The 24,726-nt window shown below is 48.5% G+C and carries 18 protein-coding genes; 5 read left to right on the forward strand and 13 right to left on the reverse strand.

The features are described from left to right. The first annotated feature begins 190 nt into the window (after positions 1–190). Positions 191–1,645: a sucrose phosphorylase gene (gene gtfA / locus ACAN55_RS07555; protein WP_379130272.1), complete on the forward strand. Its 1,455-nt coding sequence runs from the start codon at positions 191–193 to the stop codon at positions 1,643–1,645. 17 nt (positions 1,646–1,662) lie between these two features. After that, on the forward strand, positions 1,663–2,640 hold the full coding sequence (locus ACAN55_RS07560) for a LacI family DNA-binding transcriptional regulator (protein WP_379130274.1): 978 nt from the start codon (positions 1,663–1,665) through the stop codon (positions 2,638–2,640). 148 nt (positions 2,641–2,788) lie between these two features. On the opposite strand, the gene pgmB is transcribed toward ACAN55_RS07560, so the two are convergent. The 5 genes from pgmB to ACAN55_RS07585 form a co-directional block, all read right to left on the reverse strand. Then, positions 2,789–5,791, reverse strand: coding sequence for a beta-phosphoglucomutase (gene pgmB, locus ACAN55_RS07565; protein ID WP_379130278.1), 3,003 nt, complete (start codon positions 5,789–5,791; stop codon positions 2,789–2,791). 326 nt (positions 5,792–6,117) lie between these two features. Beyond that, positions 6,118–7,209: a carbohydrate ABC transporter permease gene (locus tag ACAN55_RS07570; protein ID WP_379130281.1), complete on the reverse strand. Its 1,092-nt coding sequence runs from the start codon at positions 7,207–7,209 to the stop codon at positions 6,118–6,120. Next, on the reverse strand, positions 7,209–8,291 hold the full coding sequence (locus ACAN55_RS07575; RefSeq protein WP_379130283.1) for a carbohydrate ABC transporter permease: 1,083 nt from the start codon (positions 8,289–8,291) through the stop codon (positions 7,209–7,211). The genes ACAN55_RS07570 and ACAN55_RS07575 overlap by 1 nt, the downstream gene beginning before the upstream one ends. 107 nt (positions 8,292–8,398) lie before the next feature. After that, a complete protein-coding gene (locus ACAN55_RS07580; protein WP_379130286.1) occupies positions 8,399–9,826 on the reverse strand; it encodes an ABC transporter substrate-binding protein in 1,428 nt (475 codons plus the stop codon). Positions 9,827–10,166: 340 nt separating this feature from the next. Next, positions 10,167–11,171 carry a LacI family DNA-binding transcriptional regulator gene (locus ACAN55_RS07585; RefSeq protein ID WP_379130288.1) on the reverse strand — a complete coding sequence of 335 codons (1,005 nt, stop codon included), beginning with the start codon at positions 11,169–11,171 and terminating at the stop codon, positions 10,167–10,169. 369 nt (positions 11,172–11,540) lie between these two features. Here ACAN55_RS07585 and ACAN55_RS07590 point away from each other — a divergent pair, with 369 nt between their 5' ends. Both ACAN55_RS07590 and pepT read left to right on the forward strand, forming a co-directional pair. Beyond that, the gene (locus ACAN55_RS07590; RefSeq protein ID WP_379130291.1) at positions 11,541–12,554 is read left to right on the forward strand and encodes an LLM class flavin-dependent oxidoreductase; all 1,014 of its coding nucleotides are present in this window, start codon (positions 11,541–11,543) and stop codon (positions 12,552–12,554) included. Between the two features lie 410 nt (positions 12,555–12,964). Beyond that, positions 12,965–14,197 carry a peptidase T gene (gene pepT, locus ACAN55_RS07595; protein ID WP_379130295.1) on the forward strand — a complete coding sequence of 411 codons (1,233 nt, stop codon included), beginning with the start codon at positions 12,965–12,967 and terminating at the stop codon, positions 14,195–14,197. 91 nt (positions 14,198–14,288) lie between these two features. Here the strand turns inward: pepT and ACAN55_RS07600 are convergent, their stop codons facing one another. Further along, positions 14,289–15,386, reverse strand: a complete 1,098-nt coding sequence (locus ACAN55_RS07600; protein ID WP_379130367.1) for an NADH-dependent flavin oxidoreductase — start codon at positions 15,384–15,386, stop codon at positions 14,289–14,291. 309 nt (positions 15,387–15,695) lie between these two features. Between ACAN55_RS07600 and ACAN55_RS07605 the strand changes: the two genes are divergently transcribed. Next, the gene (locus ACAN55_RS07605) at positions 15,696–17,072 is read left to right on the forward strand and encodes an MATE family efflux transporter (protein WP_379130297.1); all 1,377 of its coding nucleotides are present in this window, start codon (positions 15,696–15,698) and stop codon (positions 17,070–17,072) included. 115 nt (positions 17,073–17,187) lie between these two features. Here the strand turns inward: ACAN55_RS07605 and ACAN55_RS07610 are convergent, their stop codons facing one another. The 7 genes from ACAN55_RS07610 to ACAN55_RS07640 all read right to left on the reverse strand — a co-directional run bounded on the left by ACAN55_RS07610 (position 17,188) and on the right by ACAN55_RS07640 (position 24,517). Beyond that, positions 17,188–18,540 (reverse strand): extracellular solute-binding protein, encoded by a 1,353-nt coding sequence (locus ACAN55_RS07610; protein ID WP_379130299.1) that lies wholly within the window; start codon positions 18,538–18,540, stop codon positions 17,188–17,190. A 112-nt stretch (positions 18,541–18,652) separates the two neighbouring features. Next, positions 18,653–19,459 carry a response regulator transcription factor gene (locus ACAN55_RS07615; RefSeq protein WP_379130302.1) on the reverse strand — a complete coding sequence of 269 codons (807 nt, stop codon included), beginning with the start codon at positions 19,457–19,459 and terminating at the stop codon, positions 18,653–18,655. Beyond that, the gene (locus ACAN55_RS07620) at positions 19,446–21,233 is read right to left on the reverse strand and encodes a sensor histidine kinase (protein WP_379130305.1); all 1,788 of its coding nucleotides are present in this window, start codon (positions 21,231–21,233) and stop codon (positions 19,446–19,448) included. The genes ACAN55_RS07615 and ACAN55_RS07620 overlap by 14 nt, the downstream gene beginning before the upstream one ends. A gap of 110 nt (positions 21,234–21,343) precedes the next feature. Further along, complete coding sequence (locus tag ACAN55_RS07625) at positions 21,344–21,544, reverse strand: cold-shock protein (protein ID WP_379130309.1); 201 nt, start codon at positions 21,542–21,544, stop codon at positions 21,344–21,346. A gap of 250 nt (positions 21,545–21,794) precedes the next feature. Then, entirely contained in the window at positions 21,795–22,073 is a 279-nt protein-coding gene (locus ACAN55_RS07630; RefSeq protein ID WP_379130311.1) for a hypothetical protein, read from the reverse strand. 86 nt (positions 22,074–22,159) lie between these two features. Further along, positions 22,160–22,873, reverse strand: coding sequence for an HAD family hydrolase (locus ACAN55_RS07635; protein WP_379130314.1), 714 nt, complete (start codon positions 22,871–22,873; stop codon positions 22,160–22,162). A gap of 75 nt (positions 22,874–22,948) precedes the next feature. Further along, on the reverse strand, positions 22,949–24,517 hold the full coding sequence (locus ACAN55_RS07640; protein ID WP_379130317.1) for a sensor domain-containing diguanylate cyclase: 1,569 nt from the start codon (positions 24,515–24,517) through the stop codon (positions 22,949–22,951). Between the last annotated feature and the right edge of the window lie 209 nt (positions 24,518–24,726).

A 24,726-nucleotide genomic window follows, 5' to 3' on the forward strand; every position in this document is an offset into this window, starting at 1 on the left:
GTTCCCGGCAATTAATTTCAGGGCAACTAGCAGAATAATAATTGCCGTCAGCCCATAACAGGAGAGGGAGGTAAAAAATCTTTTTGAATCCTATATGCTAACCGGTTGACATATGCTTTTCAGCTTATCTATAATGGATTTGTAAGCTTTATCATGCTTTTCATTTCCTATCAGACAGGGGCGTATCAAGTTGACCATTCCCAATAAAGTCATGCTAATTACGTATGCGGACAGTATGGGCCGCAATTTACAGGAAACAGCAGAGCTGCTGAATAAGCATTTCACCAGTGCTATTGGCGGCGTACACATCCTGCCGTTCTATCCATCTTCCGCGGACCGCGGTTTTGCCCCACTCACTTACGACACAGTAGATCCTGCATTCGGCTCATGGGAGGATATTGCCCAGATTGGCAACCAGTTCTATTTGATGTACGACTTCATGATTAACCATATTTCCCGCAGCTCCCATTATTTCGCCGATTTCCAGCAGCACAAAGATCAATCGGAATATGCCGACCTGTTCATCCGGTATAAGGATTTCTGGCCGGGCGGCGAGCCTACCCCTGAGGAAGTCGATGCTATCTATAAACGCAAGCCCCGTGCTCCTTATATTGATGTAACCTTTGCCGATGGAAGCAGCGAGAAGATCTGGTGCACTTTTGATGAGGAGCAGGTCGACCTCAATTTATATACAGAAACAGCCAAACAATTCGTGAGACATCATCTGGAAGGTCTTTCACAGCATGGAGCGTCTATCATCCGTCTGGATGCATTCGCCTATGCCACGAAAAAGGCCGGAACCAGCTGTTTCTTCATTGAGCCGGATACGTGGGAGATGCTTGATGAGGTCAAGGACATTCTGGAGCCGCATGGTGTGGAACTGCTGCCGGAGATTCATGAGCATTACAGCATTCAAATGAAACTGGCGGAACAAGGGTATTGGGTATACGATTTCGCCCTGCCTATGCTTGTCCTTCACGCATTATACAGCGGGTCATCGCATCGTCTGGAGCACTGGCTTCGCATCTGCCCGCGTAAGCAATTCACGACTCTGGATACCCACGACGGAATCGGCATTGTGGATGTGGCTGATCTCTTATCACCGGAGGAAATCGAGGATACCAAAAACAACTTATTCACCCAAGGGGCCAATGTCAAAAGAGTCTACAACACCCTGGCGTACAACAACCTGGATATCTATCAGTTGAATTGCACCTATTACTCCGCGCTTGGCGATGATGATGATGCTTATGTGCTGGCCCGCGCGATTCAATTCTTCACCCCGGGCATTCCCCAGGTCTATTATGTAGGTCTGCTCGCCGGCAAAAATGATCTTGAGCTTCTGGAGGAAACCAAAGTCGGCAGAAATATTAACCGCCACTACTATTCCAAAGAAGAGGTCGAGGAGAACTTGGGACGTCCGGTACTCCGCCGCTTGTTCCAATTGATGGAATTCCGCAATTCGTATCCTGTATTTGACGGAGAGCTCACTGTGGTAGACACTGGAGCGGCCTCCACGATAGAATTAACCTGGAATCAAGGGAAGCTGCGGGCAACCCTGCGCGCGGATCTGGCTACACGTCAGTTCACCGTTTATTACACAGACGAATTTACCGGGGAGGAAAAGCTACTTACCGGAGTATAGATAGGGAGAGCAACACGATGCCGACGATCAAAGATGTGGCACGGGAGGCCGGCGTTTCCGTCACGACCGTGTCCAGAGTACTGAATAACAGAGGATATCTCAGCGAAGAGCTGAAGCAAAAGGTATTTGGAGCCATGGAGTCTCTGAATTATCGTCCGAATGAGCTGGCCCGTTCACTCAGCCGCTCCAAGTCGAACATTATCGGGCTTATCATCCCCCATGTCTCCCATCCTTTTTTCGGTCAGCTCGCCGGTCATATTGAGGATTACGCTTACCGGAGCGGCTATAAGCTGCTGCTCTGCAATTCCCAGCTGGACCAAAGCAAGGAGAGCGAATATATTGATATGCTGCGGTCTAGCAGAGTAGATGGCATAATCATGGGCAGTCATACGCTTGAGGTGGAAGCCTACCAGAATATCCACCTGCCCGTGGTTACCTTGGATCGGAAGATTTCGGAGACGATTCCGTATATTTGTTCCGATAACTATCACGGGGGAATGCTGGCTGCCACTCATTTGATGGATAACGGCCGCCAGAATCTTGCTTTTATTGGCGGGCATCCTCATCTGAATGTATTATCCCGGGCAAGACATGAGGCATTCCTGGATGCTTCCAAAGAGCGGGGAATCGAGCATACCTCGCTGCATACGGATATCAACGGCTTTGACTTTCAGGAATACGAGCTGTTATTGGATCAACTGTTCGAAAGATACCCGAAAGTCGACGGCATTGTAGCTGGGAGTGATCTCATTGCTGCCTATGCAGTTAAAGCCTGTCAGATCCGGGGTTATAGAATACCTGAAGATATTGCGATTGTAGGATATGACGGAACCTACGTCTGCGGCCTGGTGCATCCCGCAATCACCACAATCGTTCAGCCTATAGAGGCCATGGCCAAGCTTGCGGTCGAGCTGGTCATCGAACAAGTGGAAGGACGCAAAGTGCTCATGGAGCATATTCTTCCCGTCTCTCTCCGCAAAGGCGGAACAGCCTAATTTAGAGGAAGAGCTATTTAAAGATTATCTGAGTGATATGAAACACCACTTGCGCCAAATTGTTTCGGATGCCGGTTTTCTCTAAAAGAAATCCCCCGCTTTTGCTTCCATAACGGAAACAAGAACGGGGGATTTTGTTGAAAAGACTTTATTTCATGAACTGTTCCAGCAGAAGTTCTACACTAAGCTCCGAAGTGGATGGCAGCAGCAGATCGGCTGCTCCAAGCTGCTCAGCAATTCCAATGCCTACGGCAAGCATACCAGCCGCTTGAATCGCGGAAATTCCGGCAGCAGCATCTTCAATACCAATGCAGTTCCGAGGTTCTACATCCAGCATTTCCGCAGCTTTAAGGAAGATCTGCGGATCCGGTTTGCCCTTGCAGATGTCTCCGGGATCTGCAACTGCCTGGAACCAGTGAGCAGCTTCCAGTCTATCCAGAATCAACGGGGCATTATGACTGGCCGATGCCAGACCTACTGCGATGCCGCGCTCCTGCAGGCCCATTAGAAGGCTCTCAATGCCCGGGAGCAGATCTGCAGGTGTAATCCGTTCGATCATTATCTTGTAATTCTCATTCTTCTTGGTAGCAAGGGCCAGCTTATCCTGCTCCGTGAGTTGTAATTCGCTTCCTTCCAGAATGATCTCCAGGGATTCCATCCGGCTGACACCCTTCAGCCGTTCATTCTTTTCCCGGTCAAACGGCAGTCCCAGCTCATCGGACAGCTCCTTCCATGCCAGGAAGTGGTACTCTGCGGAATCGGTAATTACTCCATCCAGATCAAAGATGACCGCTTCCAGCTTTCTCGCCAGAGATACCTTTACCGGTTTCCGTGGTGGCAGCAGCAATTCATGCCCCTTGTGCCGGATCGTAAGCCCATCACCCTCAAGCAGTGTATACTCCACTTCATCCTTACTCACAAAGATATCCACCAATTGACCCCGGTTCATAATCTTAAAGCGATAGCTCTCCCACTGTTCCGGAAGCGCCGGATTGAAGCACAGCACACCATCTGCCAGCCTCATTCCCCCGAATCCATTCACAATCGACATCCATGAGCCGGACATTGCTGCCGTATGAAGGCCATCCTTGGCATTGCGGTTAATATCATCCAGATCCATCCGGACCGTACGGTCAAAGTAAGAGTAGGCGCCAGCCAAATCTCCAATCTCCGCTGACATTATACTGTGAATACACGGCGATAAAGAGGAGTCATGGGTGGTAAGAGGCTCGTAATAATTATAATTTCTGATTTTATCCGCAAGGCTGAACTTATCACTCAACAGGAACATCACCATCACCAGATCTGCCTGCTTGAGCACCTGATGACGATAAATCACCAGCGGATGGTAATTCAGCAGCAGTGGATATTTATCCGCCGGTGTATTGTCGAAGTCCCATTTCTTCTTCGTCAGGAAGGTATCATCCTGGGCGTAGATTCCCAACTCCTTGTCAAAAGGAATGAACATGGTCTGCGCGGCCCTTAGCCACACCGCTTCTTCTTCCTGGGTCAGACCGATACTTTCCTGCAACCGGGCATAATGCTCCGGATATTTCTGCCGCAGCAGTTCCACGGTTTCACACGCAAAGATCAATTGATCCTGCACCATTAGATTGGTATACGTATTATTGTTAACGATAGCTGTATACTCATCCGGTCCTGTCACGGCATCAATGCAGAAGGCACCGCCACGCGCAGGGTTAAAGTGTCCCATATCCACCCAGAACCGGGACGTCTCGAACAGAATTTCCGCACCTTTGGCAGCGAGAAACTCATAGTCCCCCGTAGCTTGTACGTATTGCTTCAGGCCATAGGCGATATCTGCATTGATATGGGCCTGAGCTGTACCCGCCGGGAAATAGGCAGAGTTCTCTTCCCCGTCAATCGTGCGCCAAGGATATAACGCTCCCTTTTGCGACATGACCGCTGCCCGATCTCTCGCTTTACCCAGCGTAGCGTATCGGAATTCCAGCAGCGCCCTGCTAATCTCCGGCTGGGTGTAAGTGAAGAAAGGCAGCATATACATTTCCGTATCCCAGAAGTAATGCCCTTCATACCCTTCTCCGGTAAGACCCTTGGCGCCGATATTCGTTACGCCGTCACGGCCGACCGATTGCAGCAATTGAAAAGCATTGAAGCGGATTCCTTGCTGCAGCGCAGGGTCTCCATTAATCTCCACATCCGTCCGGCTCCAGAAGGCATCCAGATATTCCCGTTGCTCGTGGGCAAGCCCTTCAAAGCCGGTCTGCTCCGCCATGCGAAGCACCTCTGCACTCCGGCTCATCAGCTCATCCTCGGGATAATCCTTGGAGGTATGATAAGAAATATATTTACTTAGTGTAACCGTCTCTCCGCGCAGCACCGGAACTTCAAAGACAGCGGAGATCCGCTCACCTTCTACTTTCTCCGTCACTTCATAACCGGATAACGCATGCAGGGTATGGCTCATCGTCGTTAGTAGAGCAAAGCCGGTATGCCGCGTCCGCTGCTTCATCCAGATCAAGGAATCTCCATGCTCAGCACCTTCCGGTAGCAGGCTCGGCTCCGCACTCCCCGCACCAAGGCGGGGATCATCGGTTGCCTCCGGCCGGGCGATTACGCCGTCCATGACCGAAGTAAACGTTACGGTTCCGTCGAAATTGAGCGCGGTTACTTCATAATCCACAGCAGCCAAATGTTTATGCCGCAGGGCCACCATCCGCCGGATATTCAGCAGCACGCGGTGCCCCGCAGGTGATTCCCATTCCACCTGCCGGAGCAGGATGCCGCTCTTCATATCCAACTGCCTGGTATAACAGTGAATCTTGCCTGTATTTAAATGAAAGGAATGTCCTTCTATGCTGAGCTCGATAATCTTGGCGTCTGTCACATTCAGCATCGCCTGGTTGCGTGACGGATACCCGTAAGCCCCTTCGGGATACGTAATCGGTTCCGAATCGAAGAATCCATTCAGGTAATTGCCGGTAACCGAAGTTCCCGCAGTTCCATGATACCCCTCCTCGAAATTACCCCGCATCCCAATATATCCATTGCCCAGGGCGAACACACTTTCACTTCTTTGATTATTCTCATCCTCGTAAGCATCCTCACCCAGGCTCCACTCACGGTATGGGTACAAGGCCTCCGGATGTTCGTATGGTTTCATCTTCATCTGAATGCGGCTCCTCCTAACAGCAGTCTGCTTCTGTCTTTGATCTGTTTATTCTGAACATAAGACTTTCCATTTGGTTGAGGCCGTAACTACGGTGAATGTTTGGACTTCCGGCCGCTGTTGTCTCCCGATTTCTTGATTAAAACCGCTCTCCGCGGTTGAAATCCGGAGACAGCATATGCTTCCGTTGCGAGCTTTCCTTCGGAAAGCTTTCGGGCGGACGCTACCGCTCCTCCAGCTCCAAAAATCCCCCTTCGTTACCTATACCTTTTTGTTAAATACTTAAGTTCAGCTTATATATTTGTTTTATATTTCCCCGCAGTCTCTTAACCTTTGACCGATCCGCCCATCAGGCCACGTACGAAATACTTTTGCAGCAGGAAGAAAATAGCCAGCGGCATCAGCATCGAGATAAAGGCGGCAGAGGTCAGCAAATGCCAGTCGTTGCCGCGTGATCCGACGAGATCAGCGATCTTCATGGACATCACCTGTACGGACGGCTGGTTCCCGATAAAGATAAGGGAGACCAGATAGTCATTCCATACCCAGAGGAACTGGAAGATCCCGATTGAAGCCAGCGCAGGTACGGATAACGGTAGAATCAGTCTGCTGAATATCGTGAAATGACTCGCTCCGTCAATAAACGCCGACTCAAACAAATCTTTTGGCAGCTGGCTGATAAAGTTGTACATGAAATACGTTACCAGCGGCAGACCGAAAGCGGTATGCGCCAGCCATATCCCTAAATAACTGCCGTTCAAACCAAGCGCCGTATAATCCTTCAGCACCGGAATGAGTGCAACCTGGATCGGGATGACGAGCATACAAATAATGATGACGAACAAGGTTTTGCGGCCCGGGAACCGCAGCCAGGCGAAAGCATATGCGGCAAAAGAGGCAATCAGTACAGGAATTACCGTTGCGGGAACAGCAATCGTCAGCGTATTCCAGAACGCCTGCGACAAACCTGAACCCTTCTGCACCGTTTCGCTACCATCGGCTTCCTTGAGTTTATATTCCTTGCCTGAAAGTACATTTTTATAGTTGTCCAGCGTCAGATCCGGTTTAGTCTCCCAGCCCTGCTCTTGAACATTAACCGTGCGCGCTCTGCGGTTCTCCCACAGCAGGCGGTTTCCGTCAACGGTAACACCCGCTTTAAGCTCATCGTCGCTATAAGTCTTGCCGTTCACTTCAATGGGTTCGCGGAGATCCACGTCCTTGGAGAGTTGAATCGTCTTCCCTGCTGTCCATTCCTGATGCGGCAACACCTTCCACCAGCCGGTATGCAGGATGTCGACCGCCGGACGGAATGAGGAGACAAAGAGTCCCAGTGTCGGCAGCAGCCATATAAAGCAAATGAAGCCTAGAACGATGTTAACAATGGTTTTACTTCCTTTTCTCTTCTTCTTGCCGACCATTAGAATCCCCCCTGCTTGCGGAACTGTCGCAGATTAATAATGATTACAGGCAAGACTGCAATCAGCAGAACAATCGCCAGCGTCGATCCGTAACCGAAGTTACGGTACATGAAGAACTGCCGGTAGAACTGAGTCGCCACCACTTCTGTATCGTATTGACCACCCGTCATCACCATGACGACGTCAAATATTTTCAGCGTAAAGACAATAATGGTTGTTGTTACCGTCAGGATCGTGGTCGAAATGTAAGGAATCATGATTCCGAAAAAGATTTTGATCTCCGATGCTCCATCCACACGCGCCGCTTCCATAATATCCTCTGGAACACCTTTGATCGCCGCGGAGAAAATAACCATCGCGAACCCGGTCTGCATCCAAATCAATATTACTATGAGGAAAAAGTTGTTCCACGGCTGCAGCATGCTGGTCCAAGCCTGCGGCTCACCGCCGAAATAAGTCACAATCGCGTTCAGAAATCCGATTTGTTCATCGCCAGGTTGATAGTAATATACAAACTTCCATATAACCCCTGCTGCTACGAAAGAGATCGCCATCGGCATAAAAATAATGGATTTAGCAATTTTCTCATAACTGCTGCGGTCTGCCAGGATGGCAATCAAGAGACCGAAGGTGACGCATGCCAGTGTTCCCACGAACACCCAGAGCAAGTTGTTGCGCAGTGCAGTCGCCATCAGATGATCACTGAAGATAGCGGCATAATTGCTGAGTCCAACAAATTCCTCAGAAGATGCGTTGAAAAAACTGAGATACAACGTCCGCAGTGCAGGCAGAATCAGCAGCCAGCCCAGGATCAGAACTGCAGGCCCGACAAAAATAAAGGGGAGCACCCTTTTGCGTATAAATTCAGGGTACTGTTCAACCGCCCATGTGAGGGTATAGTAAATTAAATAAACGCCCAGCACGCCCCAAAGGACGGCAAGAACCGCAGTGACCAGCGGATTCAGCGTCGAATCCCGGAAAAACCTGAAGATCAGACCGTTAACGACGATGTTGGCTGCGAGTACAACCAGGGATAAAAGCACCGCCTTCATGCTGATTCTTTGCTTTGCTTGTGCACCCATGTAAGCTCCTCCTATAAGCAGACAAAAAGAGGGGCAGATGTTCTTGCCAACCTTGCTGCCCCTCTTCATGTGTGCTGCCTTTTTAATACTAAGTTACGTTTGGCCTATTAGTTATTCCAACCGGACTGAATTTGTTCCAGTGCCTGGTCAAGAGTAGCCGTACCACTTACGTAGTCGGTCATTCCTTTCCAGAAGGTTCCTGCACCTACTTTACCAGGCATGAGGTCAGAACCGTCAAAACGGAGTGTGGAAGCATCTTGAACCAGCTTCGCCATGCGGCGATCGGATTCAGAACTGTACCAGTCGAGTGAAGCATCGTTCATTGGCGCGATCACGCCGCCGGATTGTACCCAAGTTTTGATGGATTCACCAGTAGTGAAGAATTCCATAACCGCACGAACTTCTGGACGATCGTTGAACATAGCGTAAATGTCGCCTGCTACCAGCACTGGCTTGCCGTATTGCGGATCAATGGACGGCAGGTAGAACCAGTCATAATCCTCATCTACTTTAGCTGTTTCAGGGAAGAAGCTTGTAATAAAGTTCCCTTGACGGTGGAACCAGGCTTTCGGCGGGTTGTCGAACATTGGTTTTGGAGCATCACCGAATGCAGTGGTTACGATGGATTTAGTACCGCCATAAACATAATCTTTGTTCATCCAGATTTGGGACATTACTTCTACTGCATGTTTAACTTCTGGGGAAGTGAACGGAAGCTCGCCTTTTACCCATTTGTCATAATTCTCAGGAGTGGTCGTACGAAGCATAATATCTTCTACCCAGTCTGTAGCTGCCCAGCCGGTAGCTGCTCCGCTTTCAATACCGATTGCCCATGCAGGATCGCCGTCTTTGGCAATTTGCTCGGTCAAGGCCATCATTTCATCCCAAGTTTGAGGAATGGTGTAGCCGGCTTCTTCAAATTGTTTCTTAGGATACCATACAAGGCTCTTTACGTTACTGCGGTTCCAGATACCGGCCATAATTTTGCCGTCTTTACCGTCCATAGTGGACATATCCAGCCAGCTTTGGTTGTAGTTGGCTTTCAATTTGGCTTGATCCAGAACGTTAGTCAGGTCAACCACTTTGCCTGTTTTAGCAATGGAAGAGAGCAGACCCGGTTGCGGGAAGTCCGCAATATCAGGAGCGTTGCCGCCGTCAACACGGATGTTGATTGTAGCTTCAAATTCCTTGGAGCCTTCATATTGAATGTCGATGCCTGTTTTAGCTTCAAAATCCTTAATGCTGTTCTCGAATTTCACTTGGTCAGCATCCACGAACGGTCCGAACATGGTTACCTTGGTTCCTTTATATTCACCTTTCATCGCCAACTCCAGCGGAGTGCCCGCAGCGTCTGTACCGCCGTTGTCTGTCGATGCCTGATTGTTATCTGCTGTTTGATTATTGGTCGCTGCCGGAGGATCCGTTGGAGCAGCATTATTGTTGTTACCTCCGTTACCGCATGCACTCAGCATCATTGTAAATGATAAGCAAAGGGCCAAAGCGAGCGACATTTTACGTCCTGAAGCTTTTTTCATCTTTTCATACATCCCCTTTAATTGTTTTAGAGAATTGCATTATTCATTGATGATACGGTTGCCCGAACCGTTACCAGGCTCAATCACCTCCCTTGCAAAGCTTTTCAGAAACGCCTCTGATCTTTCGTAAAAAATTATTTTTTGTTCCGCGACTATAATAATAACGCTTTCATTTCCATGATAACACACCGAATGGGCGTTTCCAATACCGTGTTATATTTATTTTTCACTTTCTTTGGCTTTCAGGTGCTCTAATTCCTAGTCTGTAATATAAAACTACCTTTGGTTTTGTTGGTTATTGAAAAGCTTTTCAGTCTGCCGGGAAAAGAAAGGAGCCTGCTCATTTCTCCCGTGAGGACTCCCTCACGATTAATCTGTGCTCCAATTTTTCACGATTGACCTTGACGCTTCCGGTGGTAAGCAATTCATGAATTTTCTCTGCTGCCCTGTACCCCAATTCATAGATCGGCTGAGCAATGGTAGTCAGCTTAGGTATGAACATACTGGACATTCGCAGATTATCAAATCCAATAACGGATACTTGCCCTGGTACAAGGATATTGCGGTCTTTCAGATAGGATATGGTTCCCATGGCAAATTCGTCAGCGACGCAAAATACAGCGGTTAGTTCAGGGTAAGCCGTGAACAACTCATGTGCAGCCTGATACGCATGCTCAAAGCGGTGGTTGGCAGAACGGATCTTCTCTACATTGTACTCCAGCCCGTGTTCCGTCAAAGCTCTAACGAATCCATCGTAACGCGGCGGCCCCGATATCGAGTTGTCATGGTTGAAGCCGATCATACCAATTTGCTTGTGACCCAGATCGATTAGAAATTTCACAGCCTCATAGGCTGCAACTTCATCATCGATCTCCACGCAGGGGATATCATATTCATCCGAGTGGGAAGAGACAAGCACAAAGGGAATCCGGCAGCCTACCAGCTTCTCGTAATACTCCGGGTACAGAACATCACTGGCAAATACGATTCCGTCCACCTGCTTCTCGTGGAAAGCATCGATATAGGACAGGAGGCGTTCCTTATCGCGGTCCGTATTACAGATCATCAGACTGTAACCCAATCTGTTGCACGCATCCTGCATGCCCCGGATAACTCCTGCAAAATATAGATTCTCAATATCCGGAATGAGAAGACCCAGCGTGAATGATTTCTTGTAGATCAGTCCACGTGCGAATGCATTCGGCTGATATTGCAGGGCCTGTATAGCGTTCATTACCCTAGTTCGTTTACTTTCCACCACCGTTTCCGGTGCATTCATCACACGGGATACGGTACTGATGGATACTTCGGCCATCTTGGCGACATCTCTGATTGTTGGCTTCATGACTGATAACTTCCTTTTTAGAAAACCTTTTCAAGGTGATTATAACAAGGTGATTGTCACAGCACAAGAGGTTTTTTAACCGCTTACAATATTTTTTTAGTTCTTTTTCATGCGTAAATATCTATTTTTCCTACTAATCTTAAAAATATTCAGATAAAAACGGTGCCTTGAACGACGATATTTTGAAAAGCTTTTCAAAATATCGTTAATACTACATTATCACTCTCCAATTTGTTCATTCCCCATCAATGCGCTTACTTAAAGTATGTTGATAATATATATTCATGCTATACTCATGGGGTAGTTTGATTCTCAGCTGCAAATACTGCTTGATAATACTATATAGAGGATATATACAGGAGGGATACAATGAAGCAGCTTCAGGACATACCGATATCCATACTCGATCTGGCACCTATTATTGAAGGAAGCACAGCGGCAGATTCTCTTCAAAATACCCTGGACTTAGCACGCCATGCGGAACAATGGGGTTATGAAAGGTATTGGCTGGCGGAGCATCACAACATGCCCGGTATTGCCAGCTCAGCGACCTCAATTGTGATCGGTCATGTAGCAGCGGGTACAAAGCGTATTCGTGTAGGTTCGGGCGGCATTATGCTAAGTAACCATGCCCCGCTTGTCATCGCGGAGCAGTTCGGGACACTGGAATCACTATACCCCGGGCGCATTGATCTTGGGCTTGGAAGAGCTCCTGGTTCAGACCAGCCGGCTTCGCGGGCTCTTCGAAGAGGCCTCAGCCGTGACGGTCATGAGTTTCCCGAGCAGTTAGCTGAGCTGCAGTCATACCTGGATCCCGACACCTTTGATTCCCGTCCACCAGGTGTTCGCGCGATTCCAGGTGAGGGCCTGAATATTCCCATTTGGCTGCTGGGTTCCAGTGGCTTCAGTGCACAATTGGCAGGCCAACTCGGTCTTCCATTTGCTTTTGCCAGCCATTTCGCGCCCGATTATCTTCTTCCTGCACTGCATTTATACCGCAGCAGCTTCCGTCCATCAGCGGCACTTGATCGTCCGCATGTCATGGTCGGACTGGGCGTCACAGCGGCAGATTCAATAGAAGAAGCCCGCCGTCTGGCGACCTCGCAGCAGTTGCAGTTCCTTAACATTATCCGTGGACGCACTGGTAAGCTCCAGCCTCCGGTAGATCGTATGGATGAAATGTGGACGCTGCAAGAGAAGGCCCTTCTTCTGGATAAAATGAAATATTCTCTTGCCGGCGATGCGGACTCGATCCGAACAAGAGCACTTGAGATTCTAGAGGAAACAGACGCCGATGAGTTTATCATTGCTTCCCAGATCTATGATCATACCGCCCGGCTACACTCCTATGAGCTGACAGCTAAAGCCTTCAAGGGATTATAACCATCCCATATAGATTCATGAATTTAAGCATGACTGACCTCAGGGCAATGGAAGAGATTCGCCGGCCAAATAAGTAGTCCTCCCAAAAACCACTATTCGACAAGAAGACAGAATTGACAACAGCGATGGATATATAATTCCGCTGATACGGGGAGAATTCGGTCGAAAACAACAAAATCACGGCAAAAAAGAGGGAGGAAGGCCTGGATGGAAGCTAGCAGATTTAAAGAAAGCTCTCAGACGGCTGGAGGAGGCACTTGAAGCGGTTGGACGAGGTGTATTGAGCGGTTAGGGGGGTACCTGGAGCGGTAAGATAATAGGAAGAGAAATAGATTAAGACACTGCAAAGATGAGACTGTGCTTAGAACATGATACTATATATTTACGATAATAAAGAGGAGATGGATATATTGAAGCAAGAAGTCATGAACCGTTTTATTTCTTATGCCCAAATGAATACGCAGTCTGATGATGACAGCGATACCTGTCCTTCCACCGAAGGACAATGGGTGCTCGCACGCAAGCTTGTAGAGGAGCTGCGCGAAATTGGGTTGCAAGAGGTAACACTGGATGACAACGGATATGTAATGGCTACGCTGCCGGGGAACAGTGATAAGGATATTCCGGTAATCGGATTCCTGGCGCATCTCGATACAGCTACCGATTTCACAGGAGAGGGTGTGAAGCCGCAAATCATCGAGTCATACGAAGGCGGCGATCTGGTACTGAATAAGGAGCTGAACATTGTACTCTCTACAGCCAGCTTCCCTGAGCTGGAGGGGTACAAAGGACATACACTGATCACAACAGATGGCACTACATTGCTAGGTGCAGATAATAAGGCGGGAATTGCCGAGATTATGACGGCTATGGCTTATCTGATCAATCATCCGGAAATCAAACACGGCAAGCTGCGGGTGGCCTTTACACCTGATGAGGAGATTGGACGCGGACCACATAAGTTTGATGTAGCTGCATTCGGCGCTAACTATGCCTATACAGTAGACGGCGGACCGCTTGGCGAGCTGGAATATGAGAGTTTTAATGCGGCGGCAGCCAAAATCACGATCAACGGAGTGAACGTTCACCCGGGTACTGCCAAGGATAAGATGATACATTCCTCTAAAATCGCTATGGCGCTGCACTTAAGACTGCCTGCCGGGGAAGCTCCCGAATTCACAGAGGGGTATGAAGGCTTTTATCACCTGATATCCATCCAGGGAAGTGCGGAGCGCAGCAAGCTTCACTATATTATCCGCGACTTCGATCGTGTGTCGTTTGAGGCACGCAAAGCCTTCTTGTCATCCGTAGTAGATGAATTTAAGAGTACATACGGTGATGACAACATTACTCTTGAACTAAATGACCAGTACTACAATATGCGTGAAAAGATCGAACCTGTACGGCACATTGTCGATATCGCTCATGAGGCCATGGAGAACCTGGGAATTGCACCGGTGATTCGCCCTATCCGCGGAGGAACGGACGGCTCCCAGCTTTCTTACATGGGTCTGCCCACTCCGAACATCTTTACGGGGGGAGAGAACTTCCACGGTAAGTTTGAATATGCTTCAGCGGACAACATGGTGAAGGCTACCCAGGTCATCATTGAAATTGCTAAACTGTTCGAGCAAAAGGCTTAAGCAGAGACACGCTTCACTCAAAACAGCTTTATTCTTATCAAAAAACCCGTACCACCTCATAAAAGGTGATACGGGTTTTTACATGATTACATCAAGAAGTCGCCTTAACCGGTAGCCAGCCCGGGGTATGCACAAGGGCACCCCATAGCGGGTCCGGAATCACTAGCTCTTCCTGTGCAGTAGGGTCCAGCTCTGTAGCTATCTCAGAAGCCCGGCCTTCAGCCACTTTCTCTACCCAGTCCGGATCGATCAGCAGTGGGCGTCCTAAGGCTACCAGTGCTACACCACTGTTGAAAGCTTTCAGAGCATCATCTGCACTGTAAAGAGAGCCTACCCCGATAACCGGAACGCTTCCGGCCACCCGATCAAGGATCTGCTCCATCCGGGGACGGGGATCCGTGGTGCCGCGGTGGGGAAGAGACCAGAATTCCCGCAGAGACACATGCAGATAATCCAACCCTTGTTCTTTCAGGACATCAATCAATGCGAAGGTCTCCTCCATGGTAATACCTGGAGTTTCAGGTTCCTCTGGCGAGAAACGGTAGCCGATAAGAAACGGAGATTGGGCATGAGCCGCTGCCGCCCCCTTAACCGCCTCAACAACGGCCAGCGGGAAGGCCATGCGTTTCTCCAGGTTCCCGCCCCAGCGGTCTTCGCGGGTATTCGAATGAGGAGAGAAGAACTGCTGAACCAGATACCCATTGGCGCCGTGGATCTCCACGCCGTCGAAACCCGCTTCAATCGCCCGGCGTGTCGCTTCGCCGAAATCAGCGATAATGCCTGTGATCTCTTCCTCTGTTAATGCACGGGGCACCGGTCCTCTGCCGCCGCCCGGCAATTCCGCAGGAACGGCGCTCGCACTGACAGTCTGGCCATCCGGCAGGAGATCAGACGGACATTGGCGGCCTCCGTGGAATATTTGCAGAACGGCCTTTGCCCCTTGGCTCTTAATAGCATCAGATAGTTTGCGCAGGCTGGGTATTAACTCATCCCGGTCCGCACCAAACTCCCCTTTAAATCCTTTTCCGCCACGCGAGACATAGACACAAGCCGTGATCACCATTCCAACACCCCGTGAACGGCGGATATAATATGCAATTTCCTGTTCGGATACAACTCCATCATCCAGCGAGGAGAAGTTAGTCATCGGGGCCATAACTACTCTGTTCTTAAGCGAAACTCCGTTCATAAACTGAAAAGCATCCAATAAAGGTGCGTAACTACTGCTAGACACTATAAATCCCTCCAACCTCAAGATTATTTTAATGCTGTTCTTCCGCAGGCAGTTTGCGCTGAGGATTCAGCCTCTTTTCCGCAGAAACTTATTTTATTGTAGCTAATTACTATTAGTAAATCAAATCAGCCAATAAATCAAGTTCAGCCGGTCCTTTACATAGTTTGCACAACCCTCAGAAATATTGATGCATTTTAATAAAAGCTGTGCTAACATACCCTTTGTTCGGAGTGGATCCGGTATCCTAATGAAGAAGGTGCGCGTTTGAAATCCAAAGAGTTAAATCTTGTACGGCTGACCTGGCCGATTTTCCTGGAGCTGTTCTTATTCATGCTTATGGGCAGTGTAGATACATTTATGATCAGTTCGGTGGCTGATGATGCGGTAGCCGGGGTAGGTGCAGCCAACCAGATCATTGCCATCGCCATTCTGGTATTGAGCGTAATCGGTAACGGCGCCGCCATCGTCGTATCCCAGTATCTAGGCTCTAAGAAACCGCAGGAAGCAGCTCAAGTAATTGGTAACGCTATTACGTTAAATCTGGCGGTAGGTATTATCCTAAGTACAGTTCTGTTCCTGTTCGGCAAACAACTGCTGATTGCGCTTAATGTGAAGAATGATATTCTCGGCTATGCACAGTCCTATATTCAGATTGTCGGGAGCTTTATCTTCTTCCAGGCTTTGCTTAACGCACTGGCTGCTACTATCCGCACGCACGGCTTCACGAAGCAGACGATGGCTGTATCCATGCTGATGAATGTTATTCATGTAGTCGGCAACTATATTCTGATCTTCGGGAATTTCGGCTTCCCGGCACTCGGCGTTCAAGGCGCAGCCATCTCCACAGTCACCAGCAGATTTATTTGTCTGATTCTCCTCTTCCTGTTGCTCTACAGAATTATGGAGGTTCGCGTTGCCTTCCGTTACTATATAAACCTTACTAAAAAGTACGTTCTGCAAATTCTAAAAATCGGTATCCCTTCGGCCTTCGAATCGGTCATCTATCAATGCTGCCAGCTGGTATTTACGATGTATATAACGTACCTGGGCGCGGAAGCTATGGCTACCCGCCAGTATGCACTCAATATCTCCAGCTACATCTTCCTGTTCAGCGTAGCCGTCTCCATGGGAACATCCATCATGGTCGGCCGTCTAGTCGGCGCGGGACGTCCGCAGGAGGCTTACATCCGCGTGTTCTCAAGCGTGAAGTGGGCACTTCTGGCAACAGTGATTATTGATGCCCTAGTCATCATCTTCCGGGTGCCGCTGATGGGTATTTTTACGAATAATGAGAGCATCATTCTGATGGGAGCACATGTCATTCTGCTGAGCTTTTTCCTGGAGACGGGCCGCACCTGCAATTTGGTCATTATCAACTCCCTGCGTGCCTCCGGGGATGCCAAGTTCCCGGTGTATATGGGCCTCATCTCCATGGTCTGCATGAGCCTGCCGCTGGGTTACTTCCTGGTGTTCACGCTGGATTTGGGGCTAGCCGGGGTATGGATTGCCACGGCAACCGATGAATGGACACGGGCGGTTATTATGTACTTCCGCTGGCGGAGCCGGGCCTGGGAGAAACATGCCCTAGTGCGTCTGGATCCGGCAGAGGAGCAGAAAGGTTCCGCTGCCGCCATGGGTTAGTTCATTGTGAGTGTAATTAAAAGGCTGTTCAGAAGTCCAATTGGACTCATGAACAGCCTTTTGTATTTCATCCTTTGACCGAACCGACTAATCATCAGGGGCAGAAGTATTGTAATCAGTTGCCTTGTTCTATCGCTTCTTTATGTTTGACGGCGAATTGCTCCGGTGTAACCGCCTCACCGAAAAGCGCCTGTATCATGTCCAGATGGACTTGGGCCGCGTTCGGCTTCATTTGAATATCCGCGAACAGCGTGATGCTGCTGGCATTGTTCAGTTCATTCAGCAGCTCGATATATAACTGTGGCAGTTGGGACTTCGAGGTATCAACCTTGGTGGCAGGAATAACGCCAGCTGTTGTTACAGAATCCTCACCCCATTTAGCAACGAAATATTCGACAAACACTTTCGCTTCTTCTTTGACCTTTGAATTCTCCGCGACGAAGAGGCCTACGCCCGGTCCACCGACCCAGCTGTTGATATCACCTTTACCGCCTTCGACCGTCGGAAACTTGAAGAATCCGACTTTGTCCTTGAATTTCTGCGGAATGTCCGGGTTGGTGGTGAAGTTCGGAAGCTCCCAGGTACCTGTTAGGTACATGGCCGTTTTTTCACTCGTGAATTCAGATTTGCCTTCATCATTAGACAGTCCGTTGAAACCCCTGTTGAAGGCGTTCATGTCCACGAGGGATTGTATCTCGCCCGCCGCTTGCACGAGAGCGGGATCTTCGAAGGAACCCTCGCCGTCAATGGCTTTTTTCAGTGTGTCGTTGCCAGCAATCCGGTCAGCCAGGTACATATACCACAGTGAGCCGGTCCAGCGGTCTTTGTTGCCAAGGGCAATAGGAGTAACACCCTTCTCAGAAAGTGTTCTCACTACATTCTTGAATTCTTCATATGTGGTTGGCACTTGAAGATTGTACTTTTCAAATATCGCTTTGTTGTAATAGACCGGGGAAATATTGAACTCAATCGGCAGGGCATAAGTTTTACCTTCTAAGGAATAAGCTTCTGTAGTTCCTGCAACGAATTTATCTTTGAGCAGGGCTCCATCCTTTATATCATCAATCGGTGCGAACAATCCGCCCTTCACATAAGGCTCCATAAATCCGGCGGCCCAGGTAATGCCCACATCCGGCAACTCGTTGGAAGCCGATAGCACTTTCAGCTTATTCTTGTACTGCTCGTTCTCCAGTACTTCCTGCTTGATGGTTACATTCGGATGCTCCTGTTGATACTGTTCAATAATCTGGCTAACCAGCTTGTTCTGTTGGGCGGAAACTGCCGCTGGCCACAGGTGCATCATGTTGATGGTGACCTTCTGCTCAGCCGATATATCAGTTGAAGCCTCTCCATTTAATGTGATTGCAGAGTTGGGAGCGTTATTGTTCTTGCCACTGACGCAGCCTGTCAGAAGGAGCATGAACACTAAAGTCAGGAGCAGGCTCTGTCTGATCTTGTTCTTGGACATGAATGATAACCTCCATGGTTGTTGTTACACGGTCATGAAACCGCTATCATAGTTATTCTAGCACCAGGGACTAATGACTATAAGCATAAAATTATTGGGTATAACTCCATTATTATTGGATTTCATCAGAATGTCCTGTCATTTTCTGCCGATACCGGCTGGGACTTAGATCTTCCAAAGACTTGAACACCTTAATAAAATACTTGTCGGTCTGATAGCCTACCCGCTCTGCAACTTCCGCTATAGACAGGCGTGTATGCACCAGCAATTCCTTGGCCCGCTGAATGCGTAGCCGCGACAAATACTCGCTGAACGGCAACCCTACCTGCTCCTTAAAAAGCACGCTGAAATAACTGGCATTCAGATGCAGCCGCTGGGCCATGTCCGCCATGGTTAACGTTTCTTGCAAATGAGAATCTAAATAAGCCAGCGCCACTTTGACCGGCTCCCCGATGGACATATTGCTGCCAGGATCCAGCTCCATCAGCCTCACATCCACCATCTTCTCCATTTTCTCCCGGCGTTGCTGCTCCTCTTCACGCTTCAGCGCCTCCTCAACAACCTCAAGAAGCTCTTTCTTATCAAGCGGCTTCAGCAAATAGTTCACCGCCCCCAGTCGAAGAGCCTGCTGCACATACTGAAATTCAGCATAACCTGAGATAACCACTACAACCGGACGGTGAGTGTGGCCATCCAACGACCGGATTAGATCCAGTCCACTAACTTCCGGCATCCGAACATCGGTAATAAGTAAATGAACAGTCTCCTGTTGCAGCCTTTTCTGAGCTTCCACTCCATTGTCGGAGGTTTCTATCCGGTAACGACCCTCAGCCCATACCTCCAGCGTCTGCCTGATCCCCTGCCGCGTTCTGGGTTCATCATCCACGATCAGTATAGTTTTTGTATTATTCAATCTCATTCGGATAACCCCCGTTATTAGGTATTTCAAAAGAGATCACCGTGCCCTCATAAGGCGTGCTCTCGATATGCAGTCCCTCCAGCTTCAAGCCTTCGCTCTGAAAATAAAGCTTCAAGCGTTTCTGAACATTTACAAGCCCCACACCTGTACCCTTAGCCGATATCGACGGACCACCTTCCAAGGTACCATAAAGAGCGTTAAGCATATTCACATCCATGCCCGGGCCATTGTCCTGAACAGATATACGGGTCCAGCCTTCCTGGACAGAAGGGGTTACCCGAACGGTAATATTCCCAGGTTTGATACTATTTTCAACCCCATGCCTAATCGCATTCTCTACAATTGGTTGAATAAGCAGCTTAGGAACCGGCACTGCAGCCTCTTGCGGAGACATTTCAATCGACCAGGACAGTCTGTGCCCGAACCGCATCTCCATGATCAGCAAGTAACGTTTGACCTGTTCCATTTCATCTCCGATGGTTACCCATTCAGCCTGATGGGGACTAGCAATAATATAACGAAACAGCCTGGACATTGCTACCACCAGTCCAGCAAGCTCTTGTTCACCCTTCTCTTCGAGCGACCAGTTAAATGCCTCAAGGGTGTTGAACAAGAAATGCGGATTGATCTGAGCCTGAAGCGCTTTAAGCTCGGTACGGCTCTGCAGCACCTCTTTCTCATACACCTTCTGGATTAAATCATTCATATTGGTAACCATTGCGTTATACGTATGGTTCAGCTCTCTAAGCTCCATCGTTGATGCTGTGACAGGGTTCGGTGTAAGTACGCCTAACCGCGATTTGCGCATCGCCCGGATCAGATTGATAATAGGCCGGGTAATCATGGTGGAGAGAACAAAGGACATAATAAGAAAGAGTAGCGCTCCGATGGTCCCGGATATCAAAAGGACAGTCTGGAGTACGGATAACCCTTCCGTAACATAGCTTACTGGTGTCAGCACTAGTAGCGTCCAGCCCGTCTTTTCTGATAGCTGTTTGACTGTGACATAATCCTTGTCCATAAAATTGACCGTCTGATCACTGCTGCTCAGAAGCGGAGAGAGATCCACTTCCGGACCGAGGCTTGTACCCAGAACCTCCCCGCTACTGTCGGCGAGTAGAATGGATTCCCCGTTACTCGCACCAACTATCGGATCATTTAGCTGAAAGTAGCTGCGCTGAATCCGCGCGATCAGATAACCGCCCCTGGAGAAATAGCGATCTATCATACTTACCTGACGAATCGCGAGTAAGCTCTGATTATCACCGGGGTCAATACCGATCCAGACCAGCCTCCCTTTCTGCCTATTAGCTTCTTCTATGTAACGGCTGTCGATACGGATGCTCAGATTGCCTTCCCGGATGGGGAACAATAGCTGGTAATCCGCAGTATATAGTTCAAGGGATCCGACACTTGGCATGTACGTCTGATAGCTGGAGACTATTTGTTGCAGGGACTGCCGCTGGTTAAAGCTGACCTTATCCCCGCCCATTTCCTTCAGCAGGAGCTGCTGCACCGTTGAATGATTAGCCACCTGCGCGGTCAGGCTATCAATCTGCCCGATCAGCGCATCCAGCCTTCCGCTTGCCTGTACGGCGGTCTGCTGGATATGTCTCTCCGCATTATTCTTGAGTAGGACGGATACTTTATCGTATACGAATGCGCCGGCGACCCCGATAATGATAAGCATGACAAAAAGGAATCCTATAAAAATCTGATTGCGCAGCGTATTGATTTGTCTGAATTTACTGTACACTCCTGTTCCCTCTTCCATGTTAGCGTTTCCAACTATATTGTCCCCAAACCGGCTTTTTTGTCAATTAGTATTATTATGAAACAACAAAAAAGACCCTCAACAAAGTTAAGGGTCTTAAAAATGTTTAATTACAGTTTTACAACGTTTTCGGCTTGTGGTCCACGGTTGCCTTGAACAACGTTGAACTCAACTTGTTGACCTTCGTCCAAAGTTTTGAAGCCGTCGCCAGTGATTGCGCTGAAGTGTACGAATACGTCGCTTCCGCCTTCAACCTCGATAAAACCGAAACCTTTTTCTGCATTAAACCATTTAACTGTACCTGTTTGCATGATATTACCTCCAAAATAAATTTAACACATGTCCTTTTATTGCTGTAGTGAAAATACGAACAAATAAAAATTCACACATTGTAAAGGGCTCCATTAACACATAAATGATAACCATTTACATTATGTGAATTAACGTTGACTTGATGAATTAAATATAGCACACCCATTTAACAAAAGCAACAAAATATTTAAATTTAAAATTAACGGACTCATCCCCACCTTGTTAGCAGACGATGAGCCCCATAAAATTCTAGTCCACGTATCCCGCCAAGCCTTTATCCATCAGATAATCCATCTCAGCATCCAGGATATTCTCCACGGTCAATTCATCCAGCTTAACGTCACGCTGGCCTGTCACATAGTCCACGAGATCATCGCTGTCGATATCGACTTCTCCCTTAGCATTGGCCTTAGCCTTATTAATAAAGGTCTGCTCATGCTTTAGCACGAGCTGAATCAGCCCTGGATCCACCTTGGTTTTACTTGCGATTACCGAGATCATTTCCTTCTCATTCACTTTTCCGCTCATCTTCGTTCTGTCCTCCTTACATTGTAATGCATCCACATTGTAACATAGATGATTGTTCCACGCAGAGAGCTCGCATATGCCCAAGACTACAACTGCCAACCCGGAATCTTCCGGTGATCACCGTCCATGATCTCCATGGTACTGTTCACTTTCAAATTGCGAGGAGATGAAGCCGTCTCGATATAGCAGGAGTCGATTCCCATTCGTATTGCACCGGCAATATCCGTGCTGAGATCATTGCCCACCATGAGGGCGGAAGTGAAGTCAGCCTTCATGGTCTCTGCCAGATACTGATAGAACAGCGGATCGGGCTTGCATACTCCGGCATCCGAAGAAATAGCGATTCCATCGAACAAATCCAGAATGCCAAGCATCCTTAGCTCTGCCTCAATAAAAGTCCTCTGGCCGTTGGAGAGCAGGTAAACCTTTTTGCCGCCTTCCCGCAACGTCCGGAGGATGTCCTCCACGCCCTCATAGAGTGAAATACGAACCATGGACAACGTCCGCAACCATCTTACTGTCTCTTCAAGCCACTGCCCATCCGGTTCACCGCCAAGACTGAGGGCTACGGCCTGAAAGACCTCCTCCATAACGAAGTCCGGGTACTCATAATCTTTGGACGCTTCCGCAAGCCGGGTATCGCGTTCCTCCAAATATCTGCGCCGTAGTTCCTTAGCGGTGATCGGCATCCCTTGATATCCAAAATGAACAGCCAGTCTCTCCCATACGGCTGGCTGATCCTCGTCCGTCTCAATATCGATCAAGGTTCCATACAGGTCAAATATATAAGTCTGATACATAAAATCCCCCTTTCGCGCTGCCGTGTCGGCCTCTTCTAAGAACCTCGCGCAAGCTGCAAATTCTGAAACATTCGATTAGGCCTGGGCCAGCTTAACAGACCACTCGCCAAGAGTGACCTTATTCTTACCTGTCGTTTTGGAGATATACAGTGCATCATCCGCCAGACCATACAGCTCTTCGAAAGTTACATTGCCACCTTCGGTATACGCTACTCCGACACTTACCGTCAGGTGCACCCGTACTCCGCCGTCCAAAGTAACCACATGTTTGCCCATCGTCTTGCGGAAGGTCTCTGCCTCCATAAGGGCTGCTTCCTCATCACTGGAAAAGAAGCAAATAGCAAATTCCTCGCCGCCCACTCTGCCAGCGATACCGCGATCTTTATACATCCGTTGGACCCTTTCGGAGAATACAACCAGTGCCTGATCGCCCGCTAAATGTCCATATGTGTCATTAATCAATTTGAAATCATCAATATCAATGAGCAACAGAGCCATCCCTGCTCCCCCGTCCAGGCCATGGTTGTGCACGGAACGCATAAAATGCCTGCGGTTGTACAACCCAGTCAAATCATCAATGGTAGCCTGATGGACAAGCTCACGTTCGTACCGCTTCTTAGCGCTGTGGTCACTGATGATAATCAGCATGCCGGTAGAATCTTTTTGATCACGTTCTGTCGGAACCAGTGAAACTCCGTAGCATAGGTTCTCCTGGGTGGAGAGGTCAATTTCGAATTCCCCTTCAGTCTTATGTACATAGTGATGCTTGAGTTCATGATGGCTATTAAGCAACGCATGAATGTCTTGTCCTATCCATGTATGCGGGAAGTGCCCTGTAATATGGGATATCATGGTTTCTCCCGCATCATTGATATCGATAATCCGGTCCTGAATATCCGTTAGAATAATGCCGTTTTTCATATTTTCAAATATTTTGTGTTTAGCCAAGGAAAAAATAGAAATGCGGGGGTCACTGAATAAAGTGAGATAGGCGGCCAGAGTAGCCGGCAACATAGTGATGGCTGTAAAGCCCGTAATTGTTATCTTGAGAACAGGCAGCAGAAAAATAGAAATTACAGGTACCATCAGACCTGACAGCATCAGCAAATGACGTCCCAGATAGTGTCTCGGGGCGCTAAAGAGAGAAGTGGCCAGCAGCACAACCGCATACACACCAAACAGCTGATCATAGGCGATTAGAAGCATGCTTAGCACTGTGGGGTGAACCTCAATTCCACTGATCCCGTGAACCGTATTCATTCCTACCGAACTGCGCATCAAATGGTGATAGGAGTCTGTAAATATCAGGAGTATATCCAGAATGACCGGTATGGAGAAGAGTGCAAGTCTTCGCGATATCCCCCCTGCCGGTTTAGCGACATAATCCTTAATAACCGCATACGTGAACAATGTACTGAAGAACAAAGGAATCTGCTGTATGTTTCTCCACCAAAGCTTGGCCGAGAATCCGGCGGACATAATCTCCGCTGCCGTTGCCATAAAAATCACGCTGACAATGAACATCAGTATCCACAGATAACGCCTTCCCGGCGTCTTGCGGGATTTATGGGAGCCAATGCCCATATAGAGACTGAGCATACTGCCCATTACTAAATAATACGGGTAACCCTGCATCCACGGCATGTCATATATCTCCTATTTTTAGATCACTTTGCCTTATTATATCCTACTATTTCCTACAATTAAATCCTTACTGTAAAATCATTGAACCAAATGTACATACGGCAAAAAAGACACTCCACAGCAGTCTTTGAAGTGCACCCCTTAGAATAGACATTGGAAAAACCCCTGGGTAAATCCGATGTAATTCCAAGGGGTGCATTTTTTATGCC

Source organism: Paenibacillus oryziterrae (genome assembly GCF_042610485.1).
Lineage (GTDB): Bacteria > Bacillota > Bacilli > Paenibacillales > Paenibacillaceae > Paenibacillus_AQ.

Excerpts from the sequence above, each read along its gene's own strand:
- ACAN55_RS07560 (WP_379130274.1), top strand. The coding sequence starts at position 1,663 with ATGCCGACGATCAAAGATGTGGCACGGGAGGCCGGCGTTTCCGTCACG.
- pgmB (WP_379130278.1), bottom strand. The coding sequence starts at position 5,791 with ATGAAGATGAAACCATACGAACATCCGGAGGCCTTGTACCCATACCGT.
- ACAN55_RS07570 (WP_379130281.1), bottom strand. The coding sequence starts at position 7,209 with ATGGTCGGCAAGAAGAAGAGAAAAGGAAGTAAAACCATTGTTAACATC.
- ACAN55_RS07575 (WP_379130283.1), bottom strand. The coding sequence starts at position 8,291 with ATGGGTGCACAAGCAAAGCAAAGAATCAGCATGAAGGCGGTGCTTTTA.
- ACAN55_RS07580 (WP_379130286.1), bottom strand. The coding sequence starts at position 9,826 with ATGAAAAAAGCTTCAGGACGTAAAATGTCGCTCGCTTTGGCCCTTTGC.
- ACAN55_RS07585 (WP_379130288.1), bottom strand. The coding sequence starts at position 11,171 with ATGAAGCCAACAATCAGAGATGTCGCCAAGATGGCCGAAGTATCCATC.
- ACAN55_RS07590 (WP_379130291.1), top strand. The coding sequence starts at position 11,541 with ATGAAGCAGCTTCAGGACATACCGATATCCATACTCGATCTGGCACCT.
- ACAN55_RS07600 (WP_379130367.1), bottom strand. The coding sequence starts at position 15,386 with ATGAACGGAGTTTCGCTTAAGAACAGAGTAGTTATGGCCCCGATGACT.
- ACAN55_RS07610 (WP_379130299.1), bottom strand. The coding sequence starts at position 18,540 with ATGTCCAAGAACAAGATCAGACAGAGCCTGCTCCTGACTTTAGTGTTC.
- ACAN55_RS07615 (WP_379130302.1), bottom strand. The coding sequence starts at position 19,459 with ATGAGATTGAATAATACAAAAACTATACTGATCGTGGATGATGAACCC.
- ACAN55_RS07620 (WP_379130305.1), bottom strand. The coding sequence starts at position 21,233 with ATGGAAGAGGGAACAGGAGTGTACAGTAAATTCAGACAAATCAATACG.
- ACAN55_RS07625 (WP_379130309.1), bottom strand. The coding sequence starts at position 21,544 with ATGCAAACAGGTACAGTTAAATGGTTTAATGCAGAAAAAGGTTTCGGT.
- ACAN55_RS07630 (WP_379130311.1), bottom strand. The coding sequence starts at position 22,073 with ATGAGCGGAAAAGTGAATGAGAAGGAAATGATCTCGGTAATCGCAAGT.
- ACAN55_RS07635 (WP_379130314.1), bottom strand. The coding sequence starts at position 22,873 with ATGTATCAGACTTATATATTTGACCTGTATGGAACCTTGATCGATATT.
- ACAN55_RS07640 (WP_379130317.1), bottom strand. The coding sequence starts at position 24,517 with ATGCCGTGGATGCAGGGTTACCCGTATTATTTAGTAATGGGCAGTATG.